Annotated in this window: 14 protein-coding genes and 2 pseudogenes; 9 read left to right on the forward strand and 7 right to left on the reverse strand. The window is 23.7% G+C overall.

From position 1 onward, the window contains the following. Window positions 1–169: 169 nt before the first annotated feature. Window positions 170–961: an inositol monophosphatase gene (locus tag ICW73_00700; GenBank protein QNS01977.1), complete on the reverse strand. Its 792-nt coding sequence runs from the start codon at window positions 959–961 to the stop codon at window positions 170–172. 190 nt (window positions 962–1,151) lie between these two features. Between ICW73_00700 and rlmN the strand changes: the two genes are divergently transcribed. From rlmN to ICW73_00715, 3 genes are all read left to right on the forward strand, one after another. Then, the gene (gene rlmN, locus ICW73_00705) at window positions 1,152–2,246 is read left to right on the forward strand and encodes a 23S rRNA (adenine(2503)-C(2))-methyltransferase RlmN (GenBank protein QNS01978.1); all 1,095 of its coding nucleotides are present in this window, start codon (window positions 1,152–1,154) and stop codon (window positions 2,244–2,246) included. Window positions 2,247–3,409: 1,163 nt separating this feature from the next. After that, window positions 3,410–4,690 carry a histidine--tRNA ligase gene (gene hisS / locus ICW73_00710; GenBank protein ID QNS01979.1) on the forward strand — a complete coding sequence of 427 codons (1,281 nt, stop codon included), beginning with the start codon at window positions 3,410–3,412 and terminating at the stop codon, window positions 4,688–4,690. 76 nt (window positions 4,691–4,766) lie between these two features. Further along, the gene (locus ICW73_00715) at window positions 4,767–6,020 is read left to right on the forward strand and encodes a serine hydroxymethyltransferase (protein ID QNS01980.1); all 1,254 of its coding nucleotides are present in this window, start codon (window positions 4,767–4,769) and stop codon (window positions 6,018–6,020) included. Window positions 6,021–6,110: 90 nt separating this feature from the next. Here the strand turns inward: ICW73_00715 and bioD are convergent, their stop codons facing one another. Then, window positions 6,111–6,785, reverse strand: coding sequence for a dethiobiotin synthase (gene bioD, locus ICW73_00720; GenBank protein QNS01981.1), 675 nt, complete (start codon window positions 6,783–6,785; stop codon window positions 6,111–6,113). A gap of 272 nt (window positions 6,786–7,057) precedes the next feature. Further along, the gene (gene bioB / locus ICW73_00725) at window positions 7,058–8,095 is read right to left on the reverse strand and encodes a biotin synthase BioB (protein QNS01982.1); all 1,038 of its coding nucleotides are present in this window, start codon (window positions 8,093–8,095) and stop codon (window positions 7,058–7,060) included. 80 nt (window positions 8,096–8,175) lie between these two features. On the opposite strand from bioB, the pseudogene bioA reads away from it, so the two are divergent. Next, window positions 8,176–9,463: pseudogene (gene bioA, locus ICW73_00730) on the forward strand (adenosylmethionine--8-amino-7-oxononanoate transaminase). 30 nt (window positions 9,464–9,493) lie between these two features. Here the strand turns inward: bioA and pgl are convergent. Together pgl and mfd are read right to left on the reverse strand one after the other, a co-directional pair. Then, on the reverse strand, window positions 9,494–10,498 hold the full coding sequence (gene pgl, locus ICW73_00735) for a 6-phosphogluconolactonase (protein QNS01983.1): 1,005 nt from the start codon (window positions 10,496–10,498) through the stop codon (window positions 9,494–9,496). A gap of 137 nt (window positions 10,499–10,635) precedes the next feature. Beyond that, a complete protein-coding gene (gene mfd / locus ICW73_00740) occupies window positions 10,636–13,146 on the reverse strand; it encodes a transcription-repair coupling factor (protein ID QNS02092.1) in 2,511 nt (836 codons plus the stop codon). Window positions 13,147–14,002: 856 nt separating this feature from the next. On the opposite strand from mfd, the gene ICW73_00745 reads away from it, so the two are divergent. The 4 genes from ICW73_00745 to gap all read left to right on the forward strand — a co-directional run bounded on the left by ICW73_00745 (window position 14,003) and on the right by gap (window position 18,236). Then, window positions 14,003–15,202 carry an ABC transporter permease gene (locus tag ICW73_00745; protein ID QNS01984.1) on the forward strand — a complete coding sequence of 400 codons (1,200 nt, stop codon included), beginning with the start codon at window positions 14,003–14,005 and terminating at the stop codon, window positions 15,200–15,202. After that, window positions 15,195–15,881: a lipoprotein-releasing ABC transporter ATP-binding protein LolD gene (gene lolD / locus ICW73_00750; GenBank protein ID QNS01985.1), complete on the forward strand. Its 687-nt coding sequence runs from the start codon at window positions 15,195–15,197 to the stop codon at window positions 15,879–15,881. Before ICW73_00745 ends, lolD begins: the two co-directional genes overlap by 8 nt. 16 nt (window positions 15,882–15,897) lie before the next feature. After that, entirely contained in the window at window positions 15,898–17,121 is a 1,224-nt protein-coding gene (locus ICW73_00755) for an FtsX-like permease family protein (protein QNS01986.1), read from the forward strand. A gap of 119 nt (window positions 17,122–17,240) precedes the next feature. Next, entirely contained in the window at window positions 17,241–18,236 is a 996-nt protein-coding gene (gap, locus tag ICW73_00760; GenBank protein ID QNS01987.1) for a type I glyceraldehyde-3-phosphate dehydrogenase, read from the forward strand. Between the two features lie 179 nt (window positions 18,237–18,415). On the opposite strand, the pseudogene ICW73_00765 reads toward gap, so the two are convergent. Together ICW73_00765 and fldA are read right to left on the reverse strand one after the other, a co-directional pair. Next, a pseudogene (locus ICW73_00765) lies at window positions 18,416–19,200 on the reverse strand (NADPH-dependent 7-cyano-7-deazaguanine reductase QueF). A 58-nt stretch (window positions 19,201–19,258) separates the two neighbouring features. Then, a complete protein-coding gene (gene fldA / locus ICW73_00770) occupies window positions 19,259–19,768 on the reverse strand; it encodes a flavodoxin FldA (protein ID QNS01988.1) in 510 nt (169 codons plus the stop codon). Window positions 19,769–21,151: 1,383 nt separating this feature from the next. On the opposite strand from fldA, the gene ICW73_00775 reads away from it, so the two are divergent. Continuing rightward, complete coding sequence (locus tag ICW73_00775) at window positions 21,152–21,895, forward strand: Nif3-like dinuclear metal center hexameric protein (protein ID QNS01989.1); 744 nt, start codon at window positions 21,152–21,154, stop codon at window positions 21,893–21,895. The last annotated feature ends 8 nt before the right edge of the window (window positions 21,896–21,903 follow it).

Below are 21,903 nucleotides of genomic sequence, written 5' to 3' on the forward strand. Positions count from 1 at the left end.
TATTTTATTTTTGAATACAATGATGACATGATTTAAAAAAAACTGATGTTCATATAATTAATAAAAATAGCAGTGTGATTAAAAAAATAAATATTTATTTTTTAATATTCTAATACTTGAAAATATACATTTGTTTTGTAAAATTTATATTTTTTAATAACAAGAATTTTTAATTATTAATTTTTTTTAAACTGTCAGTGATCAATCTAATAAATTTTGGATTACTTATTAAATTAATAGCATTGTAATTAATATTTTGATGTTCTTTTTTAAGATTACTGATCAAACAACCTGATTCTTGAACTTGCAATTTACCTGAAATAAAATTGATAGCATTTAAATTATAGTAAAAACAGCAATCTATTTTACCTGATGCAACATATGCTAAATCGAGAATAGAAGATCCGGTACATCTAAAAGAAATTCCATGTAACATAAATTTTTTATATATTTCAAGATAAAATAATGATTTATGATTGATATCATTGGGTAAATTAGCAGCTATTATTGCTGCAGACAATGTATTTGTATTACTGCATCTAGCTCGATAACCATTCAATTGTGATCCCTGTCCTTTTGTTGCGGTAAATAAATCATTTCTTACAGGATCATATATCGCGGATACCTCTACACTATTTCGTACAATTACAGCAATAGAGATACAAAAATGTGGAAATTTATTAACAAAATTTTTTTTTCCATCTAATTCATTAATTATCCAAATTGGATTTTTAATATTTTTTGAAATATGATCTATATCTTTATTTAAAATTATATGATTAGGATACACTTTATGAATAATTTCACTAATAATTTTATATGTTTTTTTTATAATATTTTTAATAAAAATTTGTTGTTTCTGAATATCGTCTTTAAAAAACTTTTGTGTATCATAGTTTTGTATTACAAAATTACCTCCTTTTCGTACTGCACGAATAGCAATATTTAACATGGGGTGCATTAAATTTCCTTAACAATGTCGAACATATTTAAATAGTATCACAATTTAAAAGAATTTAACATTCTTAATAAATAGTTATATAAAAACTACATAGAATAACTTCTATTTACAAAAACAATCTTTTAGTGCCGTATCAAAAAACACTTAATTGATAATAAAATATTTTATACTAATGATTTAAAAAATTTTAATGGAAAGTATTATGAATACATTAAATATCTCTAGCCCTAAGATTAATTTATTAAATTTAAATCGTCAAAAACTACGATTATTTCTTACTACTCTTAAACAAAAAAGTTTTATTGCAGAACAAATTATGCAATGGATGTATAAATATCATTGCGATGATTTTAATGATATGTCCAACATCAGTAATGAGCTTAAAAAAATACTGCATGAACGATCCTATATTTTTGCACCATCGTTTACAGAAGAAAAAATATCCTGTGATGGAACTATAAAATGGATTATGTCTCTGAATAATAATAAAATAGAAACAGTTTATATACCTGAAAAAACACGCGCTACGCTTTGTGTTTCTTCACAAATAGGATGCGTATTAAAATGTACTTTTTGCGCAACTGGGAAAATGGGTTTTAAAAGAAATTTATATGTTTTTGAGATTATAGCTCAGATTTTACAAGCAATGAAAAGATTAAATAAAAAAAAAACGTATCGTAAAATTACAAATATTGTTTTTATGGGAATGGGAGAACCTTTGTTAAACTTAAATAATCTTATTCCTGCACTAAATATAATTTTAGATCAATATGGTTTTGGTCTATCAAAGCGAAAAATTACTGTGTCAACGTCTGGTATTGTTCCAGCATTAAAAGTATTAAGTAAAAAAATTGATATTTCTTTAGCACTGTCTTTACATGCTCCGAATGATTGTATTAGAAATCAAATCATGCCAATTAATAAAAAATATAACATTAAATCTATTTTAATAGCAATTAAAAAATATTTAAAAAATTCAAATGCTAATTATGGAGGCATAACAATAGAATATGTTATGTTGCACGGTATTAATGATTCCAATGAACATGCGAGACAATTAGCAAATATTTTATCCGAAATACCCAGCAAGATTAATTTAATACCTTGGAATTTTTTTAAAAATGCATCTTTTATATGCAGCAAAGAAAAACAAATTAATACATTTGCAAATATTTTACGAAGTAAGGGATTTGTAACAACTATTCGAAAAAATAGAGGACAAGATATAAATGCAGCATGCGGACAATTAAATGGAAATATTATTACTGCATACCAACCTATTTAATTAAAAATTAAATATGACAAAAATTTTGAATTCAAAAATTAATTAATTATTCTTGTTTGTAATTACAAAATAAATTATTTATAATAATCAAATAAAAATATGATATTTTTTAAAAAAGAAAATACGCGATACCTATCTAAAAAATATTAATCTTGATAGAATTGTACTGATCATAATACAATTCATAATTTATAAAAATGAAAAACATAAAAAATGAGTTCTATTTTATCAAAAATCACACTCAAATATCATATGTTTCTACATCTCAAATAAAATATAAGAATTTGTAAAATTCTCAAAATACATATTATAATTAATTTGAGTGTACATTTTATTTATGATATTTTTTAATAAAATATTTAAATATAGCTAATTTTTTAAAACATTATTTCTTTAGTATGCAAAAAAATCATTTGTAACATAAAAATATGTAAATATCATATTTTTTAAATTTAATTTTAGATTTTAAAATATTATATTTTAAAAATATTCTACTTTCTTATTTCTGACATATTTATAAAAGTATCACATAACACAATACACATATTTATTATTTATAATTTTAAACACTTAATATTGGCTCGTAAATTTTTTAAATATTTTCTGCTTACTGAAGATAATTATATTGTATAAAATAAATAATGTAAATTTTCCATACTAAAAATATAAAAATAGCAATTAAAACATAAATAGAACAAATTTTTTTTATATTTTTTGCCTATTATAATAAAATATTAAAAACATAGTATAAACATTGTATTTCTATAGTTTTTAAAATAATGTAAACTAAGTTATGATTTTTTAAAAACAACATATTATTAGATATAAAAATTTGAATTTTATTATATATTTAATTAATTTTATAAAAAATTTAATATTTCTAATGTTCTTTAAAGGAGAAAAATCAAAAAATATAATACTTTTTTCAATGCATTAACTATCAAATATATAGTTATCATTTGAAAAATGTACAAAATACTGGAATCGTTAAAAAATCTAAAAATATATTTTATATTATAGAGAGAACATATAATAAAAAATGTGTAATAAAAGTGATAAAATATATAAATGAATGCTCGAAACAAACAAGATTGATTAAATGATCCTCTAAAACAATATTCAATTATTTTCTTATTATCAGCTGCGTCATTAAGAGAACTATAGTGAAAAAAATACTTAAATCAGTTAGAGGAATGCACGACTGTCTTCCAGAAGAAATAAATCTTTGGAATGACATTGAAAAAAAATTAAAAGAAATATTAATTAGTTATTGTTATTTAGAAATTCGATTACCATTGTTAGAAAAAACATTGATTTTTAAAAAATCTATTGGGGATATTACGGATGTTGTAGAGAAGGAAATGTATTCCTTTAATGACCGAAATGGAAAAAGTTTAACTTTAAGACCTGAAGGTACTGTAGGTTGTGTAAGAGCGGTAATACAGAATAATTTATTATATACAAAACATACAAAATTTTGGTATTTAGGCCCAATGTTTCGATATGAACGACCTCAAATGGGGAGATATCGTCAATTTTATCAGCTTGGTGTTGAAGTATTTGGAATAACAGAAGAATATATAGATTTAGAAATAATTTTGTTAACATATCGTTTTTGGAAAAAATTAGGTATAATTTCAAATGTTGTTTTAGAAATTAATTCTATCGGTAGCTTAGAAGATCGCCGTCGATATAAACATGATTTAGTCGCTTTTCTAAAGAAATATGAACATTTATTAGATAAAGACAGCCAAAGAAGATTATATATTAATCCTCTACGAATTTTAGATTCCAAAAATCAAGATGTTCAAAAAATCTTGCGAGATGCACCATTGTTAAGTCAATATATTAATCATTTTTCTTATAAGCATTTTAAAAATTTATGTAATATGTTAAATTTGCTTGGAATAGAATATCAACATAATCAATATTTAGTACGAGGATTAGATTATTATAATAATACAATTTTTGAATGGACAAGCAAAACTTTAGGATCGCAAAATGCGGTATGTGCTGGGGGGCGATACGATAACTTAGTGGAAAATATGGGCGGCCCTACAACACCTGCTATAGGATTTGCAATTGGTATGGAACGTTTAATTTTATTAGTAAAATCATTAAATGTAATTTCTAAAAAAACAGAAAAAATTGATATTTTTATTATTTGCATAGAAAATAACGATAAATTTTATGCTGCAAAATTATCTGAAAAAATTAGAGATATACATCCATGGTTAAAAATATTTATAAATTTTTCAAACACGTCGATTAAGAATAATACACAGCATGCTATCAATTCTTCAGCACGTCTAATTGTTACAGTTGATTTCAAAAAACATCTACAATCACATTTGTTAATTAGGGATTTGAACAATAAAAAACAATTTCTTTTTTTAGAAAAAGAATTTTTATTGAAAATAAATCACTTTTTTAAAAAATCATAATTGTATTTTAGTACATATTTTCTATTTTAAATAAAAACATTATTTTATAAATATTATCTAATTGTTCAGAGGAAACATGTTCAACAGCACACTCTCATTTTCTGAATATGACACAGAACTTTGGTCAGAAATGGAAAAAGAAAAAATACGACAAGAACAACATATAGAATTAATTGCATCTGAAAACTATGCTAGTTATTATGTTATGAATGCACAAGGTTCACAATTAACAAATAAATATGCTGAAGGTTATCCTAAAAAACGCTATTATGGAGGATGTAAATATGTGGATGCAATTGAACAGTTAGCTATTAATCGTGCAAAGAAGTTGTTTAATGCTGATTATGTTAATGTTCAACCTCATTCTGGATCACAAGCGAATTTTGCGGTATATACAGCTTTGCTAAAACCTGGTGATACAGTTTTAGGAATGAAACTGTCACACGGTGGCCATTTAACACATGGTTCTCTTGTAAATTTTTCAGGACAATTATATCATGTCATTCCATATGGAGTTGATAAAAATGGTGAAATTGATTACAAACAATTATTTTTTTTAACTCAAAAATATAAACCAAAAATGATTATTGGCGGTTTTTCAGCATTTTCAGGTGTTTGCGATTGGAAAAAAATGCGAAAAATTGCAAATACAGTAAATGCATTTTTTGTAGTAGATATTGCTCATGTTGCTGGTTTAATAGCTGCAAATATTTATCCTAATCCAATAGATTATGCTCATGTTGTAACAAGTACAACACATAAAACATTAGCAGGACCTAGAGGAGGGATTATTCTTGCTAAAAATGGTGACAACAATTTTTATAACAAACTAAATTCATCGGTTTTTCCTGGTTCTCAAGGCGGTCCTTTAATGCATGTGATTGCTGCTAAAGCAATAGCTTTCAAAGAAGCTTTAGATCCGAAATTCGCAAAATATCAAAAACAAATTTTAAAAAATTCAAAAACAATGGTAAAAATCTTTTTAGAAAAAAAATACCAGATTGTTTCTGGGGGTACAAAAAATCATTTATTTTTATTAGATTTATCAAATAAAAAAATTACAGGAAAAGATGCAGATATTCAATTAAGTAAAGCTAATATAACCGTTAATAAAAATACTGTTCCTAATGATAAAAATAGTCCATTTATCACTTCTGGCATTCGCATTGGCACAGCTGCTGTCACAAGACGAGGTTTTAAAGAGCTTGAAGTTGAAAAAGTAGCATGTTGGATAATTGATATATTAGATAATATAAATAATGATAATATTGCTTTAAAAATTAAAAATAAAGTCTTAAATCTTTGCTCGAAATATCCTGTATATAATTAGAAATATATACGAATACAACAAATTACTTATCTTTATTAACAGTTATATTAATGATATAAAAACATTTTTTTATAAAATTTACGTAGTATTTCATTGTGGAAGCTGAATTTTTATATTTCTGGTGTTAATTTTATCTACATGTTTGAAATATGGAATAACACCTAATAATGGAGATTGAATATAATTTAACAAGGTTTGAATATAATATAAATTATATTCATCTTCTAGAAATATATTATTTGCAATCCATCCTCCACATATTAAATTCTCGGAAAGAATTGCCTTTTCTGTAAGAATTGCATGATTGATACATCCTAATTTTATTCCAACTATTATTATAACAGTTAATTTTTCTTCTTTTACCCAATCTGAAAATGTATTTTTATACGAAAATGGTGTATACCATCCTCCTACGCCTTCTATTATTATCCAATTGCATTTTTTTGCAATTTTTTTTAGTCCTAAAGAAAGATGTTGTTTTTGAATAATCAAACCTTGCAAAGAACTTAAAACATGCGGTGGTGCATATTCAAAAAATGTAATAGGATTTACTTCCCCAATACTTAATTTAATAGAGCTATTTTTTTTTAGTAATACCGCATCTTTATTATAAGAATAATTTTTGTAACTATAATGACCTGATGATATGGGTTTATATCCTCCTGTTTTATATCCATATTGTGTAGCTTTTTTTAATAGAATACCACTTACGATTGTTTTTCCAACATCAGTATCTGTACCAGTGACAAAAAATTTTTTAATCATGATTTAACTCAAAATTAATCATTAAATTTTATAACCTAAATATTTTTAAGAATATCATGTTAACCACCTATCAGATATAATAGGTGATTTCACTATAAAATTAAACAAAAATATGTGCTATTTTATAGTATATTTTTATAAAATAAGTATTATATTTTATTTTTATAAAATCATAATACATCAGTATAAATACTTTTTAAATCGCATTTATTAATTTGGTTATAAAAAAGAACGATAAATCTCTATATTATAAATCAGGAATATCAATGTTTTTAACATTGTGAATTTAATGCATTATGATACTGATCTACTTGCATAGGAAGTGACAAAGAACCAATATCGTTTTTGTGATTTTTTGCATTGTTTGTTTTTTTATAATCTGGATATAAATTTAACTTTTTAAACAAAAGTATGTCATCTATTTCTTTTGGATTGCTTGTAGTGAGCAATTTACATCCATAAAAAATAGAATTTGCACCTGACATAAAACACATCGCTTGAGTTTGATCATTCATTTTTTGACGACCTGCAGATAATCTAATATATGATTTTGGCATCATAATACGAGCAACTGCAACAACTCGAATAAACTGAAAGGGATCAACATCGGTATTTTTTTCCATAGGTGTTCCTGGTGCTTGTACTAACATATTGATTGGAACGCTTTCTGGTTGAATAGATAGATTTGATAATTCCATTAATAGTTCCATACGATCTTGAGTTTTCTCTCCTAAACCGATGATGCCACCTGAGCAAATTTTTATACCAGCATCACGTATTATGTTTAACGTGTTTAATCGTTCTTGATAAGTACGCGTAGTAATGACATGACTGTAAAAATTAGATGACGTATCTAGATTATGATTGTAAAAATCTAAACCTGCATGAAATAATTTTTCAGCTTGAAAATGATTTAGAGAACCTAATGTCATACATGTTTCCATTCCCATTTTTTTAATTTTTTTAATAATCTCTTCTAAATAAGGAATATCTTTATTTTTTGGGTTTTTCCAAGCAGCTCCCATGCAAAAGCGGCTAGAACCCGATTCTTTTGCTTTTTTAGCCTCTCTGAGAATATCTTCTATTTTCAATAATGATTCTTTTTTTAATCCAGTTTTATATCTAGAACTTTGAGGACAATATTTACAATCTTCAGGGCAAGATCCTGTTTTTATTGAAAGTAAAGTGCTAATTTGTATTGCATTAGGATCAAAATATTTTCGGTGTACTTTTTGAGCCTGAAACATAAGATCAAAGAACGGTTTTTTAAAAAGCTCCTTTGTTTCCGATAAAGTCCAATTTTTTTTCATTTTATCTCCAAAAAATTTATGATTTTGTATTGGTAAAAGTTTATAATAACTTATTTAATATATTTATATAAAAAATAACCATGAGTCAATCCGACATATCTTTTGATAATAAACACATCTGGCATCCTTATTCATCTATCATGTCATCTGTACCTTGTTATTCTGTAACATCCGCTCAGGGTGTGTATTTAAAATTAAGCAATGGACATAAAATAATTGATGGAATGTCTTCATGGTGGTCTACAATACATGGATATAATCATCCTATATTAAATCAAGCTTTAAAAAAACAAATAAAAAAAATGTCTCATGTTATGTTTGGCGGAATTACACATCCTGCAGCAATTTCATTATGTAAAAAATTAATTTTTCTTACTCCAGAAAAATTAGATTGTATTTTTCTTTGTGATTCAGGTTCTATCGCAATTGAAGTAGCAATAAAAATGTTAATACAATACTGGCAAGCTTTAGGACAAAAAAGAATAAAAATCTTAACAATTCGTAATGGATATCATGGTGATACTTTTTCTGCAATGTCAGTATCGGATCCTATGAACTCTATGCATAAATTATACAATAATTTTTTTCAAAAAAATTTTTTTGCAAAAGCGCCAAAATCTTCTTTTCATTCAATCTGGAATTCGAAAGACTTGATATCTTTTCAAAATTTAATGGAAAAAAAATGCGTTAAAAATTGCTGGTGTTATATTAGAGCCTATAGTTCAAGGTGCAGGTGGTATGCATTTTTATCATCCTACATTTTTAAAAAAAATTGAAATTTTATGTAATAGATATCATATTCCATTAGTATTTGATGAAATTGCAACTGGATTTGGACGTACAGGAAAATTTTTTGCATTTGAATATGCTAATGTTGTTCCAGATATTCTATGTATCGGAAAAGCAATTACTGGAGGTACAGTGACTTTAGCAGCAACTTTAACTTCACGAAATATAGCAAATACTATTCGAGATAGTCAACCAGGTTGTTTTATGCATGGACCTACATATATGGGAAATCCATTAGCATGTGCAGTTGCTAATGCTAATATAAAAATATTACAAAAAAATAAATGGCAGTTGCAAGTATTTAATATTGAGAAACAACTTTGTAAGTACTTATTGCCACTAATTGATCATCACCGTGTTTTAGATGTGCGTATTTTGGGTGCTATTGGTGTTGTAGAGTGTATCTGCGCAATAAATATTTCTAAAATGCAAAATTTTTTTGTTGAGAATGGCGTCTGGATTCGACCGTTTAAAAAATTAATTTATATTATACCACCATATATTATCAGCTTATGCGAACTCAATAAACTGATTTATGCCATTAAAAAATCTTTAGATTATGACGATTTATTTATCTAAAAAATAGATTTTTTATAAATTTTAATTTTATCAAACTATATTATGTATTAATACCCACAATGCTCCTATATTAGTTTTATATGAATTTAATTTAGTTAGTTCGCCAGTATTTTCAGAAATACTATATATTACTATTTTATTAGATTTTTGCCCAATCACTATCAATAAGCAATTGTCTGTATCAATACAGAAAGAGCGGGGCTGTTCAGCAGTAACATAACTTGTATAAAAAATGAGTTTTTTATTGTCTTTATTAACATGAAATAAAGAAATAGTATTTAAAATTCGGTCAGAAACATATAAAAACCGACCACATGAAGTTATATGAATATCAGCAGACCAATACGACTGAGAGATTTGGCAATCTAAAATATTTATATTTTGTATGTTTTCTATCTTTATTAGATTACCTTCATTAGTAATGCTCCATACATCTATAGTTCCATTTAATTCATTAATAGTATACATAAATTTATAGTTAGGATGAAAAACAAGATGACGCGGACCCGATTTTTTCTGAGTATAAATCGGTGTTTGATTGGTGCTTTTTAATATTCCAAATTCAGTTAAATAATAAAAATAAATACAATCTTCTTTAAGCGAAGTAACAAATAATATGTTATATTTATGATTCATTTTAGCTGCATGACAGCCTTTTATATTATGTATGATTTGTATTGGTTGTTGAGGTATACCATATTTATTTAAAGGACTAACACTAATACAATTTTTATGATATGAACTACAAAATAAAAAATTTTCGTCTTGATCAAAAGAAATATAATTTGGAGGGCCAGGAATAAAACTGGTATTCGTGTTATTTAGTAATCCGTTGTTGTTTATTGAATAAACATCAATCCTATTATTAGGGCGAAGACCTGCATATAATAAATTATGCTTTTTTATAATAGAAATTGGCTGAACATTACCATAAGTGTTAATCTTTTGAATTAAATTCATTTTTCCATTTTTGTTTAATTCCCATACTTCTATATTTTCACAATCCGAATTAGAAATATAAACTATTTTTTTCATACTATTTTCCTAGAAATGATTTTTTTAATTGAGTTTTTATAATAAACAATTTGAATATTGTTATAAAAAAATACTAATAAATTTATTAGTAAAACTATTTGTTAAAAAAATACATAACATTAACTTTGCGAAAATATCTACAATATGTTTTTTGTAAAATTTTCTAATGTTTGTTTAATCCATTTTAAACGTGAGTTATCGTCGTTTGATTCATAAATAAATTGCAGTGTCATTGCATTCTTTATTTTCCAAAAATTTGGTTCTTTTTGTAGCAAGTTAACTAAATATTTTATATTTATCTTATTATTGTTATTAAATTCTATGATTCCTGTATTTTTATTGGACGTAATTTTTTTAATTCCTAGATTGTGCGCTATTATTCTAATTTTTGAAATTGTAATTAAATTTTTTGCAAAATCAGGTAATTTTCCGAATCGGCTAATTAATTCATATTGTATTTGTTTTAAGTTTTGTATAATTTTACTATTTGCAATTTTTTTATAAAAAAATAATCGTACGTTTATGTCTGAAATATATTCATTTGGGATCAAAGATGGTACATGTAACTCAACTTCTAATGGTTTTTCTATTAATTGATTTAACGACGGATTTTTTTGATTTTTTAAAAATTCCATAGCACTCTTTAATAATTTAATATATAATGAATAATTTATGTTTTTCATATGTCCGCTTTGTTCTTTTCCTAAAATTTCACCTGTACCTCTAATTTCAAGATCTTGATTAGATAAATAAAATCCCCCATGAAAATTATTTACAGATGCAATAGCATCAAGTCTTTTTTTAGCTTCTATACTAATAGTTTTAAAACTATTTACCAGGAATAAAGCATACGCTTGATGATGAGATCTTCCAATCCGACCGCGTAATTGATGCAATTGAGATAATCCAAAACGATCGGCATTTTCAATGATAATTGTATTTGCTTTAGGTATATCAATTCCACTTTCAATAATAGTGGTACAAACTAACACATTAAATTTTTTATGATAGAAATCAGTTATTATTCTTTTTAAATCAGTATTTCTCATTTTTCCATGACCAATATTAATACAAGCTTCTGGAACTAATGATTGTAATTTCACAGCAATACTATGAATGTTTTTTACTTTATTATATATATAATATACTTGTCCACCTCTTGATATTTCGCGTAAAATCACTTTTTTTACCAAATAGCAATCGTACTCTTGAACATCAGTTTTAATAGTTAATCTTTGGTCTGGAGGTTTAGAAATAATTGATAAATTTTTTATACCAGTAATAGCCATATTTAAAGTACGGGGTATAGGAGTTGCAGTTAATGTTAATATATCAATATTTGAATATTTTTTCTTAATAGCTTCTTTATGTACTACACCAAATCTATGTTCTTCATCAATGATCAATAATCCAAGGTCATACCACTGTATTTCTTCAATTAAAAGTTTATGTGTACCAATTAAAATATTAGTTATACCTGTTTTAATGTTTTTTAACGTTGCACTTTTTTCTTTATTGCTGCAAAATCTAGATAGTATATCAATTGTTATCGACCAATTAAAAAATCGGGTTTTAAAATTTTCAAAATGTTGTTGTGCTAATAAAGTAGTTGGAACTAAAATTACTACTTGTTTATTGTTCAAAACAGACAGAAAAGCAGATCTTATAGCAATTTCAGTTTTTCCAAAACCTACATCACCGCAAACTAATCGATCCATCGGTATCGAACTACACATATCTTTTAAAACGGCATTCATTACGTTATTTTGATCGATAGTTGTTTCAAAGGGACAATTATTACAAAAAATTTGATATTCTGCTATATTTTTTTTGAATGAAAATCCCTTTTTCAATGCTCGATGTGCATAAATATCTAATAATTTTGCTGCATGATCACATATTGTTTTTTTAATTTTTCTTTTTTCTTTATTCCATTTGTCTCCGCCTAATTTATGTAATGGTGCATATTGTTTTGAAGTTTCTGTATAAGGATATACAAGATGTAAACATGATACAGGGACGTATAATTTATCATCTTCTGCATATGAAATAATTAAATATTCAGAAGTTATATTTTTAGTTTTAATAATTATTAATCCTTGGTATCTTCCAATTCCATGTTCAATATGTACAATAGGGTCATTTAAATGAAAATTAGATAAATTATGATCTAATTTTGAATTAATATGTATTTTTTTTTTAGTGTTAAAAATATCATGCGTATCAAAATCAGAATATGATAAATGTTTTTCACAAATACATAAAAGATTATTTTTTTTGTCTAAAAAACTGTCATTAATATTTCCTATAATATAAAAATGATTATAGTTTTGATGTATTTCAATAATATTTTGAATGTGTTTTGGATAAATATGATTATCATGCAAAAGTTTTAAAATTGTTTTTAGCAAATTTTGTGTGTTAATAAAAAAAATTATTTTACCTAAGAAAGAATTTAGAAAAAACAGTATTTTTTTTAATTTTTTTAGATTTAAAGAACCCATAAAAAAATTTGGTAATCTTTTATAGTTAAAATTAATTGTGTTTTTATTTTTTTTCATTTCTTTTTTAATCATTTTGATAAAAAATATTTTTATATAAAATAATAAAAATTTATTTTTATATTTGTATCGCGTATATTTAAAAATTTTAGTTTTATATATATCTTCAAAAATTTTATTTTTCTGTAAATATTTTTTAAAAATTGTACTGTTAAATGTTTTTATCCTATTAAAAATATACTCAGAAATTTTAAAATTTTTGGTTGTAAAATAAAAAAATAATTATAACAATTTTATAATTTTTTTAAACATTTTCATTATTAGCATTATAAATATTTCTCATCCCTCCATAATTTTGCGTTTTTTGAAAGAGATTTTTATATTTTTACGAATAGAAAATGTATTTTAAAAAAAATAGATATACATTTTTTTAAAATGTATTGATTTATTTAATTTAAATAAATATATTAAATATTACTTTTAATAAAAATCATTAATATAATTTTTCTTTGCAATCAAGCAGTTATTTACTAATAACATAAAAGATAAATAATATAAAATTTTACTTATTTATTTATATTTGTTATCTTGTTAAAGAAATCCTTGTAAATAGTCAATTTCTTACGATAAGTTTTTTTAAGCAAGATATCTATATAGATATTTTTATAATAATTATTTTTTTATTTAAATAAAAACATGTTTTTTTATTTCAATAAATTCAGAAAAATGTAAAGAATATGATGCATATTTTATAACTACATGATTATAAAACTATTTTATTTTTCATATAATTGTTGTTTTTAAGTATATAGACGAAAAAAATAAATACTTTTTCATAAAAATTTTATGTTATTTAAAATATATAAATTTGTGTGTGCATACTTAAAAACTAAAAATATATTTTTACTTATGCACAGATACATAATGTATTTATTTCTTTAAAATAAAATTAAAATATATAAAAATTTTATTATGTAAAACCCTAATAAAAATTAATACATTCATGCATAAGCCCTTATTTGTTTTCATTAGTTTTAATTTCTTATGGAATGCTAATTTTTCCAGATTTCAAAAAATTATTACTTTTTTATCTATTATAGGCATTACTATTTCTATATTTTCAATTATTATCATATCATCTATGATGAATGGATTCGAAAATTATTTTGAAACAAATGTTTTATCATTTATTCCACATGCAGTGATCACTAATAAAATTAAATATGTTAATAAATCGCAATTTCCTAAAAAAATCTTGAAACATATGGATATAAAAAAAATTTCTGATTTTATTACTAAAGAAGCAATTGTACAAAGTAATCAAGGAGTTTTTTCAGCAAAAATATTTGGTATAGATTCTAGCAATTACAATAACATTGAAAGTTATAACATAAAACATGTTTTTTCTAAGATCTCTTCTGGAAAAAATAATAGTATTATAGATGAAATGTTAGCAAAAAAATTGAAAATTAAAATTGGTGATAAAATTAAGCTTATTATTTTATCAAACGAAAAAAATTGTTTTTTAGGAAACATTTTTAATCAAAAAAGTTTTACAGTAACTGAAATATTTTCCATTTCTAATCCAATTAACGCATATCAAATTTTTATTAATAAAAACGATTGTATGAAATTTTTTCATTATGCTCAAAATTATATTAGCGGTTGGAGATTGTGGTTAAAAAATCCAATTTCTACAGATGTGAACAATAAAACACATTTCAAGCATCATTTATTTATCTCGGATTGGAAATCAAAAAAAAGTGAATTATTTAATTCAATGAAAATTGAAAAACATGTTATGATTATACTGTTTTTTTTAGTTGTTATCGTAGCTATTTTTAATATTGTAATCACGCTTTTTTTATTTATTATAGAGAAGCAAAATACTATCGCAATATTAAAAACGCAGGGTTTGTCTTCACGGAATATCATGCTAACATTTTTTATGTTAGGAATGAATTTTACTATTATTGGAAATGTGTTAGGAACAATAATTAGTATTTTTTTAATTTTACAACATCATTTTTTAGAATTTTTTTTGCATGTTATTTTCGGAAATATAAACATTCCTATTTTGGTATCGCCATGGCAAATTTTTTATATTAATATCATATCTATGATAATTACAGTAATATTTATTTTATATCCATCTTGGAAAGCAACTAAAATACAACCAGCAAAAATATTAACATATGAATAATATTATATTACAGTGCATTAACTTAAATAAGTCTTATCAAAATGGTAAATTAAACTATAATATATTAAATAACATTTCATTTAGTTTAAAGCGAGGTTCAATTGCAGCTATTATAGGACCATCAGGTGTAGGAAAAAGTTCGTTATTACATATACTTGGTGGTTTAGATCAGCCCACTTCTGGAGATGTATTATTCAATGGTCAATCACTAATGACAATGTCAGAAAATCAAATAGCAAAAATAAGAAATACACAGTTAGGGTTTGTATATCAATTTCATCATTTATTATTGGATTTTAATGTATTAGAAAACGTTGCCATGCCTTTGTTGATTAGTAAAAAAAACATGAACGAATCAAAAAAAATAGCATATGAAATGTTAAAAAAGTTTAATTTAGAAAATAAGATAACGAAATATCCATCTGAATTATCTGGCGGTGAAAAACAACGTGTTTCTATCGCACGTGCATTTATTAATAATCCTTCTTTGATAATTGCTGACGAACCCACTGGCAGCTTAGATTCATATAATTCTAATATTGTTATTAATTTAATTTTTCAACTAAACAAAAATTTAAATACAACATTTTTAATCGTGACGCATGATTCCTTGTTTGTGCAAAAAATACCTGTCGTATTTAAAATGACAAATCAACGATTGTTTAATTATCGCAATTAATATAGATGTGTATTCAATGAATTTTTTACCTATTTTAATAGCTAAACGATTTCGTATAATAAAAAACTCTATTTTTTTTATTTCAGTACTATCAAATTTTGGAGTATCTTTTAGTATATTTGTACTAATAATTAGTTTTAGCATGTTAAATAGTTTTAAAGAATCAATTAATACGACTATTTTGTCTAGCATACCCCATGGTATTATTCAAATACCTAATCAATCTTTTTTAAATTGGAAAGATATAGTAAAAAAATTACAATTTTCTTCAGATATTATGTATGCCGAACCATATATTGTTCATGATGGCTTATTAGTTAAAAATAGAAAAATCAAACTAATTAATATAAAAAGTTTTTATTATCAAAAATATCTAAAAAAAAATTTTCGTCATCATATTAATCAAAATAATATTACTGGAAATAGAAAAGGTAATTATCGCATTATTATTTCTTCAGATTTGTCAAAATATTTTTCAATAAAAGAAAATGATTGGATACACTTAATTTTTCTGCATTCGAAAAAAAAATCTAAAGATTTTTCTCTGAAATATTTTTCTCTTCAAGTGCAATCTATTTTTCACGAACACGGATTGTTAGATTCTAATACTGTTTTTTTACCATTTAATTTTTTTAAAAAATTTTTTAATGTCAACAACAACATTAAAACTATTGAATTACATATGTTTCATCCTTTAGATTCAGACAATGTTCTAAAAAAAATAAAAAAAGAAATAAATTCTCCTATTTTTTCTTATAATTGGATACAAGTTTATAAAAATATATATCAAAATATTAAAACTATAAAAATGATTATTTATTTTACTTTGTTATTATTGATAATTATTTCATGTTTTAGTATTGTATCCATTTTAATTACAACAATATTTAGAAAAACGAAAGAAATTGCTATATTACGAAGTATTGGTGCAAGTAATTTTTTAATTCAAACAATTTTTTTATATCATGGATTAAGTTACATTATTTTTGGCAATGTAATCGGTATATTAATTAGTACAATTACTATACTAAATTATAGTAAAATAATGTTTATTTTAAAAACATACTTTAAAAATAATATATTATTCGATAGCGTATATTATTATAATTTCATATCGTTAAAATTAGATTTTTTAGATATTGTTTTTATTTTTATAAGTACTGTTATCATCGGAATAATTGTAAACTGGTATCCAGCATACTACGCTTCAAAAATTCATCCAAATAAAATATTAAAATAATATCAATCTTATAAGTAATCGTCTTTTAAATAAATATTATTCATACAAAAATAAAATAAATCTTTTATAATCAAAAATTTTATATTTAACAAACATCTTTTTTTTAAAACGGGGAAATAATGACTATTAAAGTAGGTATTAATGGATTTGGTCGCATTGGTCGTGTGTTATTTCGTCTTGCTCAAAAACGTAAAGATATAGAAATTATAGCTATTAATGATTTACTTGAACCAAAATATATAGCATACATGTTAAAATATGATTCGACACATGGTCTTTTTAATAAAAAAATTATAATTGATAAAGAACACTTGATAATTGAAAATAAAAAAATTAGAATTACCTCCATTCAAGATCCAAAGAAATTAATTTGGGGTGATTTAAAGGTAGATGTTGTAATTGAATCTACTGGTCTTTTTCTTACACAGGAAACAGCTTACAAACATATTTTATCTGGAGCAAAGAAAGTAATTATAACTGGACCATCAAAAGATGATACTCCTATGTTTGTCAGAGGTGTAAATTTTCATAAATATCAAGGTGAAAACATTGTTTCTAATGCTTCTTGTACAACTAATTGTTTAGCACCATTAGCTAAGATAATTGACGATCATTTTAGTATAATTGAAGGATTAATGACAACAGTACATGCAAGTACAGCGACTCAAAAAGTTGTAGATAGCGCTACTTGTAAAGATTGGAGAGGAGGTAGAAGTGCACTACAAAACGTTATCCCTGCATCTACTGGAGCGGCAAATGCTGTGGGTAAAATTTTGCCAAATTTACAAGGAAAATTAACTGGTATTGCATTTCGAGTACCTACATCTAATGTTTCTGTTGTTGATTTAACAGTACGTTATAAAAAATCAGCAAATTATACTGAAATTTGTGAAGTTATTAAACAATCATCACAAGACAAAATGAAAAATGTTTTAAAATATACTGAAGAAGACGTAGTATCATCGGATTTTAATGGTCAAGAATGTACTTCAATCTTTGATGCTCAAGCAGGATTATGTTTAAATAGAAATTTTGCTAAATTAATTGCATGGTATGATAACGAAACAGGATATTCTAGTAAAGTTCTTGACTTAGTTTCACTTATTTCAAAATAATTATTTTAAAAATATAAATGTCACTATATTTTATCTATCAAAATAATTTTTTGATATATTTAAATTGATATAATAAAAAAGTATTTATTTATAAAATATAACATATAGCAGTATTAAGTTTGCTTAATACTGCTACTTATATTTTTTAACATAAATTATATTAATTAAATAAAATATATCTATTGTCTTGCTATTCTAATTAAATTAGATAAGAAATTGTGTTATTATGCCAAGGATTAAATCAGTCCGTTCTATACATATATCTTACATATACGCTTTAGTTCATGCGGTTGACACATGTGCTGTCAACGTCAATAAAAATTCGCTCTACGCATGTTTTATGAAAATTGTTATAGATCCTAAAAAATATCAAATAACGCAATAGAGTAGCATGCTCAATTTTTAGTCCAGTATATAATCTTTATGGACATATAATCAGGTTGTTGAGTAATTAGACAAGTAGATTTAAACAAATTAACATACAAATATTCTTTAACTATTGTTCTGTTAGTAGAATTAACAAGACATGATTTATTATATTTATATGATATAATATAAATGCTAAAATTATCTGTACAAATTCCATGTAATTCAGATGTGTTGTCATCCTGAATATCATTTAATTTAAATGTTTTAACAAATACTTTACCAATGACATAAGCACCAATATCGTTTTTTAATTTTTAGAAAAATTTATGTAATAAAAAAGTTTTACTTAATAAAACTATTAACATAAATTAATAAAACTTTTAGATTTAATTATATTAATACTAGTTGAATTGATTGTAATTTTTGAGATAGCAACCTGCGGCGATCCATTTTTATTTAACCACGATAATTTATATATGGTCCAAATATTTTATCCAAGACAAGACGAACGCACGTTATTTTTTTTAACAATTTTTCGATAATGATTTCTAGATATACTTTTTAAAGAATTAAAATAATTTATCTTTATACACATATTACTTTTTTATATTTTTTAATGATATAAAAATATATGATTTACAATAATTATGTTATTATTGAAAGTGCATAAAAACTTCTTTGATCCATTTAGAAATGCGTTTTTCGGTTTTTTCTGGCTGTCGATCTTCGTCTAATGTTAATCCTAAAAAATAATCTTTATTAAACAACGCTTTAGAATGTTCAAAATTATATCCCTTTGTTGACCATTTACCAACTATTTTTGCACCATTTTTTTTTAAAATTGCATACAATACACCCATTGCATCACAAAAATATTCGCTGTAATCTTCTTGATCACCACAACCAAATAATGCTATAGTTTTATTTAAAAATGTCATTTTTTTTAATATAGGTAAAAAATCATCCCAATCACACTGCACTTCACCATAGTACCAAGTTGGAACTCCAAAAATCAAAAATTGAAAATTTTCAATATCTGCTCTTGTAGAATTACTAATATCATATAATATAGAAACGTCTTTTCCTATTTTATTTTGAATTGATTTTGCTATTCTTTCTGTATTTCCAGTATCACTTCCGAAAAAAATACCGATTTTGTTCATTTTTATTCCTATAGTCAAAACAATCGAAAAATTTACCTTTTACTAAAAAAAATATTTATTTATATAAAATTCATATTTTCAGAAACAATAATTATTTAATTAATAAATAATAGTTTTACTATTATCTTAAATGCATAAGAGCATTGTTATAAATATATAAATTCATTCAATATGAGAATTAAGGACATATGCAATTACAAAATTTTCTTAAATAAAATATAAAACATAAAAAATATTAAACAAACTGTAATATGTTTTAACATGATCATATTATTTATAAATGTGATTAATTTGATCTGATATATATTAAATTTACGTTAAAAATATTTAAATTAATATCAAATTGCAATTTAATTTTTTTATTCTGTGTAAAAAATAATCATAATGTTCATAATACATACATATAAAAACATCAAAGCACTTATGTTGTCATTTATAAATAAAAATAAATAAATCATTTAATATATTGTTATTAAATAATACTTTTCTACAATATAAAACAATTATATTATTTATTTTTTGTTTTTTTAATATTACTAGTATTTTTAATAAAAATTATTTTTTATGTTGATCTTTTCTATTTTATCTATTTATGGAATTATATATTCTGCAAAATTGTTTATTTGAAATTAAAATTATATCATCGGTAATATAATTATATTATCAAAGTAAAATGCAGTAGTTTAATAGTTTTCATAATAAATTTTTTAAATTCTTAAAACAGATAATAATTTGAAAAAACTGTATATCTAAACTTTTTAAATTCAATTAAATTTAATTAAAATGCAAATATTAGTAAATATCATGGATGTTAATTAAATATGTGCAATAAGTATTTTTAAATGTGTATTAATTTTTAAAAAATATTTTATTGTTAAAGGATTAATAATATGTGATATCAAAAATATTATTGAATAATATCACATTGATATAATGTTTAAAATTATTTAAAATTAATAATTAAATTTGACGAAAACGCGTATTTGTTAATCATAGAAATTATATTTTTTACTAAAATCATACAACTATTCATTAGTTGTTTGCTTAAAAAATAAGAAAATTTTAATTATAAAATACATATTCATAAAGATTGTTAAAATAATTAATTTTACAATTTATGATGTAAAAAAAATAAGTTTTATAGCATACACAAATCTTCTTTCATAGAAAACATTCTATATAAATTCATTAATATATTAGGTATGTTTTCGAGTTTATAATATATTTCGCTTAAAAATATATTTGATCATTGTATCTACATGTCATATGATTAGTTGAAAAAATATCACTACATTTATTTTCTAAATCAACAAAAAACTAGAGAAAAAATATTATTAAATTTAACTCACATTAAGATAAAAATATAAAAATAAGTGAAAATACATGCAAAATTTTCTTTTGGAAAAAATCATCAATAAAAAACTAGATTCTAAGAAATATAGTGATATTGTACCTAATGGTTTACAAATTGAAGGAGAAAAAACAATAAAAAAAATTGTTGTTGGTGTAACTGCATGCCAGGAACTATTAAATAAAGCATTAATTTTTCATGCAAATACTATAATAGTACATCATGGTTATTTTTGGAAAAACGAACCACAATGTATACATAATATGAAAAGAATAAGATTAAAAACAATACTTTCACACAATATTAATCTATATAGCTGGCATTTACCGTTGGATATGCATCCAAAATTAGGAAATAACGCACAAATAGCCAATAAATTAAATATTTCTTTACAAGGTAAAATTTTACCATATGTATTTTGGGGAACAGTAAAAAAACGGATTACTGGTTTTGAACTAGCGCGTATAATACAAAAAGAATTTAAAAAAAAACCTATACACATACACGAAAATGCTCCATTATACATTAAACGTATTGCTTGGTGCAGTGGCAGGGGTCAAAATTTTATAAATCAAGCGCATACATTTGGAATCGATGCTTTTTTATCTGGCGAAATTTCAGAAGAAACAACTCATATCGCACGAGAATTAGGTATGCATTTCTTTTCGATAGGGCATCATGCTACTGAGAGGGATGGTATTAAATCTCTTGGTATTTGGTTGCGAAAAAAACATCATCTTGATGTAACATTTGTTGATATTCATAATCCTGCATGATTTTTTTA

Source organism: Buchnera aphidicola (Pentalonia nigronervosa), from assembly GCA_014622685.1.
GTDB classification, from domain to species: Bacteria; Pseudomonadota; Gammaproteobacteria; order Enterobacterales; family Enterobacteriaceae; genus Buchnera; species Buchnera aphidicola_BD.

What these genes read in the sequence shown, in the direction of transcription:
- ICW73_00700 (QNS01977.1), bottom strand. Translation starts at nt 961, where the DNA reads ATGCACCCCATGTTAAATATTGCTATTCGTGCAGTACGAAAAGGAGGT.
- rlmN (QNS01978.1), top strand. Translation starts at nt 1,152, where the DNA reads ATGGAAAGTATTATGAATACATTAAATATCTCTAGCCCTAAGATTAAT.
- ICW73_00715 (QNS01980.1), top strand. Translation starts at nt 4,767, where the DNA reads ATGTTCAACAGCACACTCTCATTTTCTGAATATGACACAGAACTTTGG.
- bioD (QNS01981.1), bottom strand. Translation starts at nt 6,785, where the DNA reads ATGATTAAAAAATTTTTTGTCACTGGTACAGATACTGATGTTGGAAAA.
- bioB (QNS01982.1), bottom strand. Translation starts at nt 8,095, where the DNA reads ATGAAAAAAAATTGGACTTTATCGGAAACAAAGGAGCTTTTTAAAAAA.
- pgl (QNS01983.1), bottom strand. Translation starts at nt 10,498, where the DNA reads ATGAAAAAAATAGTTTATATTTCTAATTCGGATTGTGAAAATATAGAA.
- ICW73_00745 (QNS01984.1), top strand. Translation starts at nt 14,003, where the DNA reads ATGCATAAGCCCTTATTTGTTTTCATTAGTTTTAATTTCTTATGGAAT.
- lolD (QNS01985.1), top strand. Translation starts at nt 15,195, where the DNA reads ATGAATAATATTATATTACAGTGCATTAACTTAAATAAGTCTTATCAA.
- ICW73_00755 (QNS01986.1), top strand. Translation starts at nt 15,898, where the DNA reads ATGAATTTTTTACCTATTTTAATAGCTAAACGATTTCGTATAATAAAA.
- gap (QNS01987.1), top strand. Translation starts at nt 17,241, where the DNA reads ATGACTATTAAAGTAGGTATTAATGGATTTGGTCGCATTGGTCGTGTG.
- fldA (QNS01988.1), bottom strand. Translation starts at nt 19,768, where the DNA reads ATGAACAAAATCGGTATTTTTTTCGGAAGTGATACTGGAAATACAGAA.
- ICW73_00775 (QNS01989.1), top strand. Translation starts at nt 21,152, where the DNA reads ATGCAAAATTTTCTTTTGGAAAAAATCATCAATAAAAAACTAGATTCT.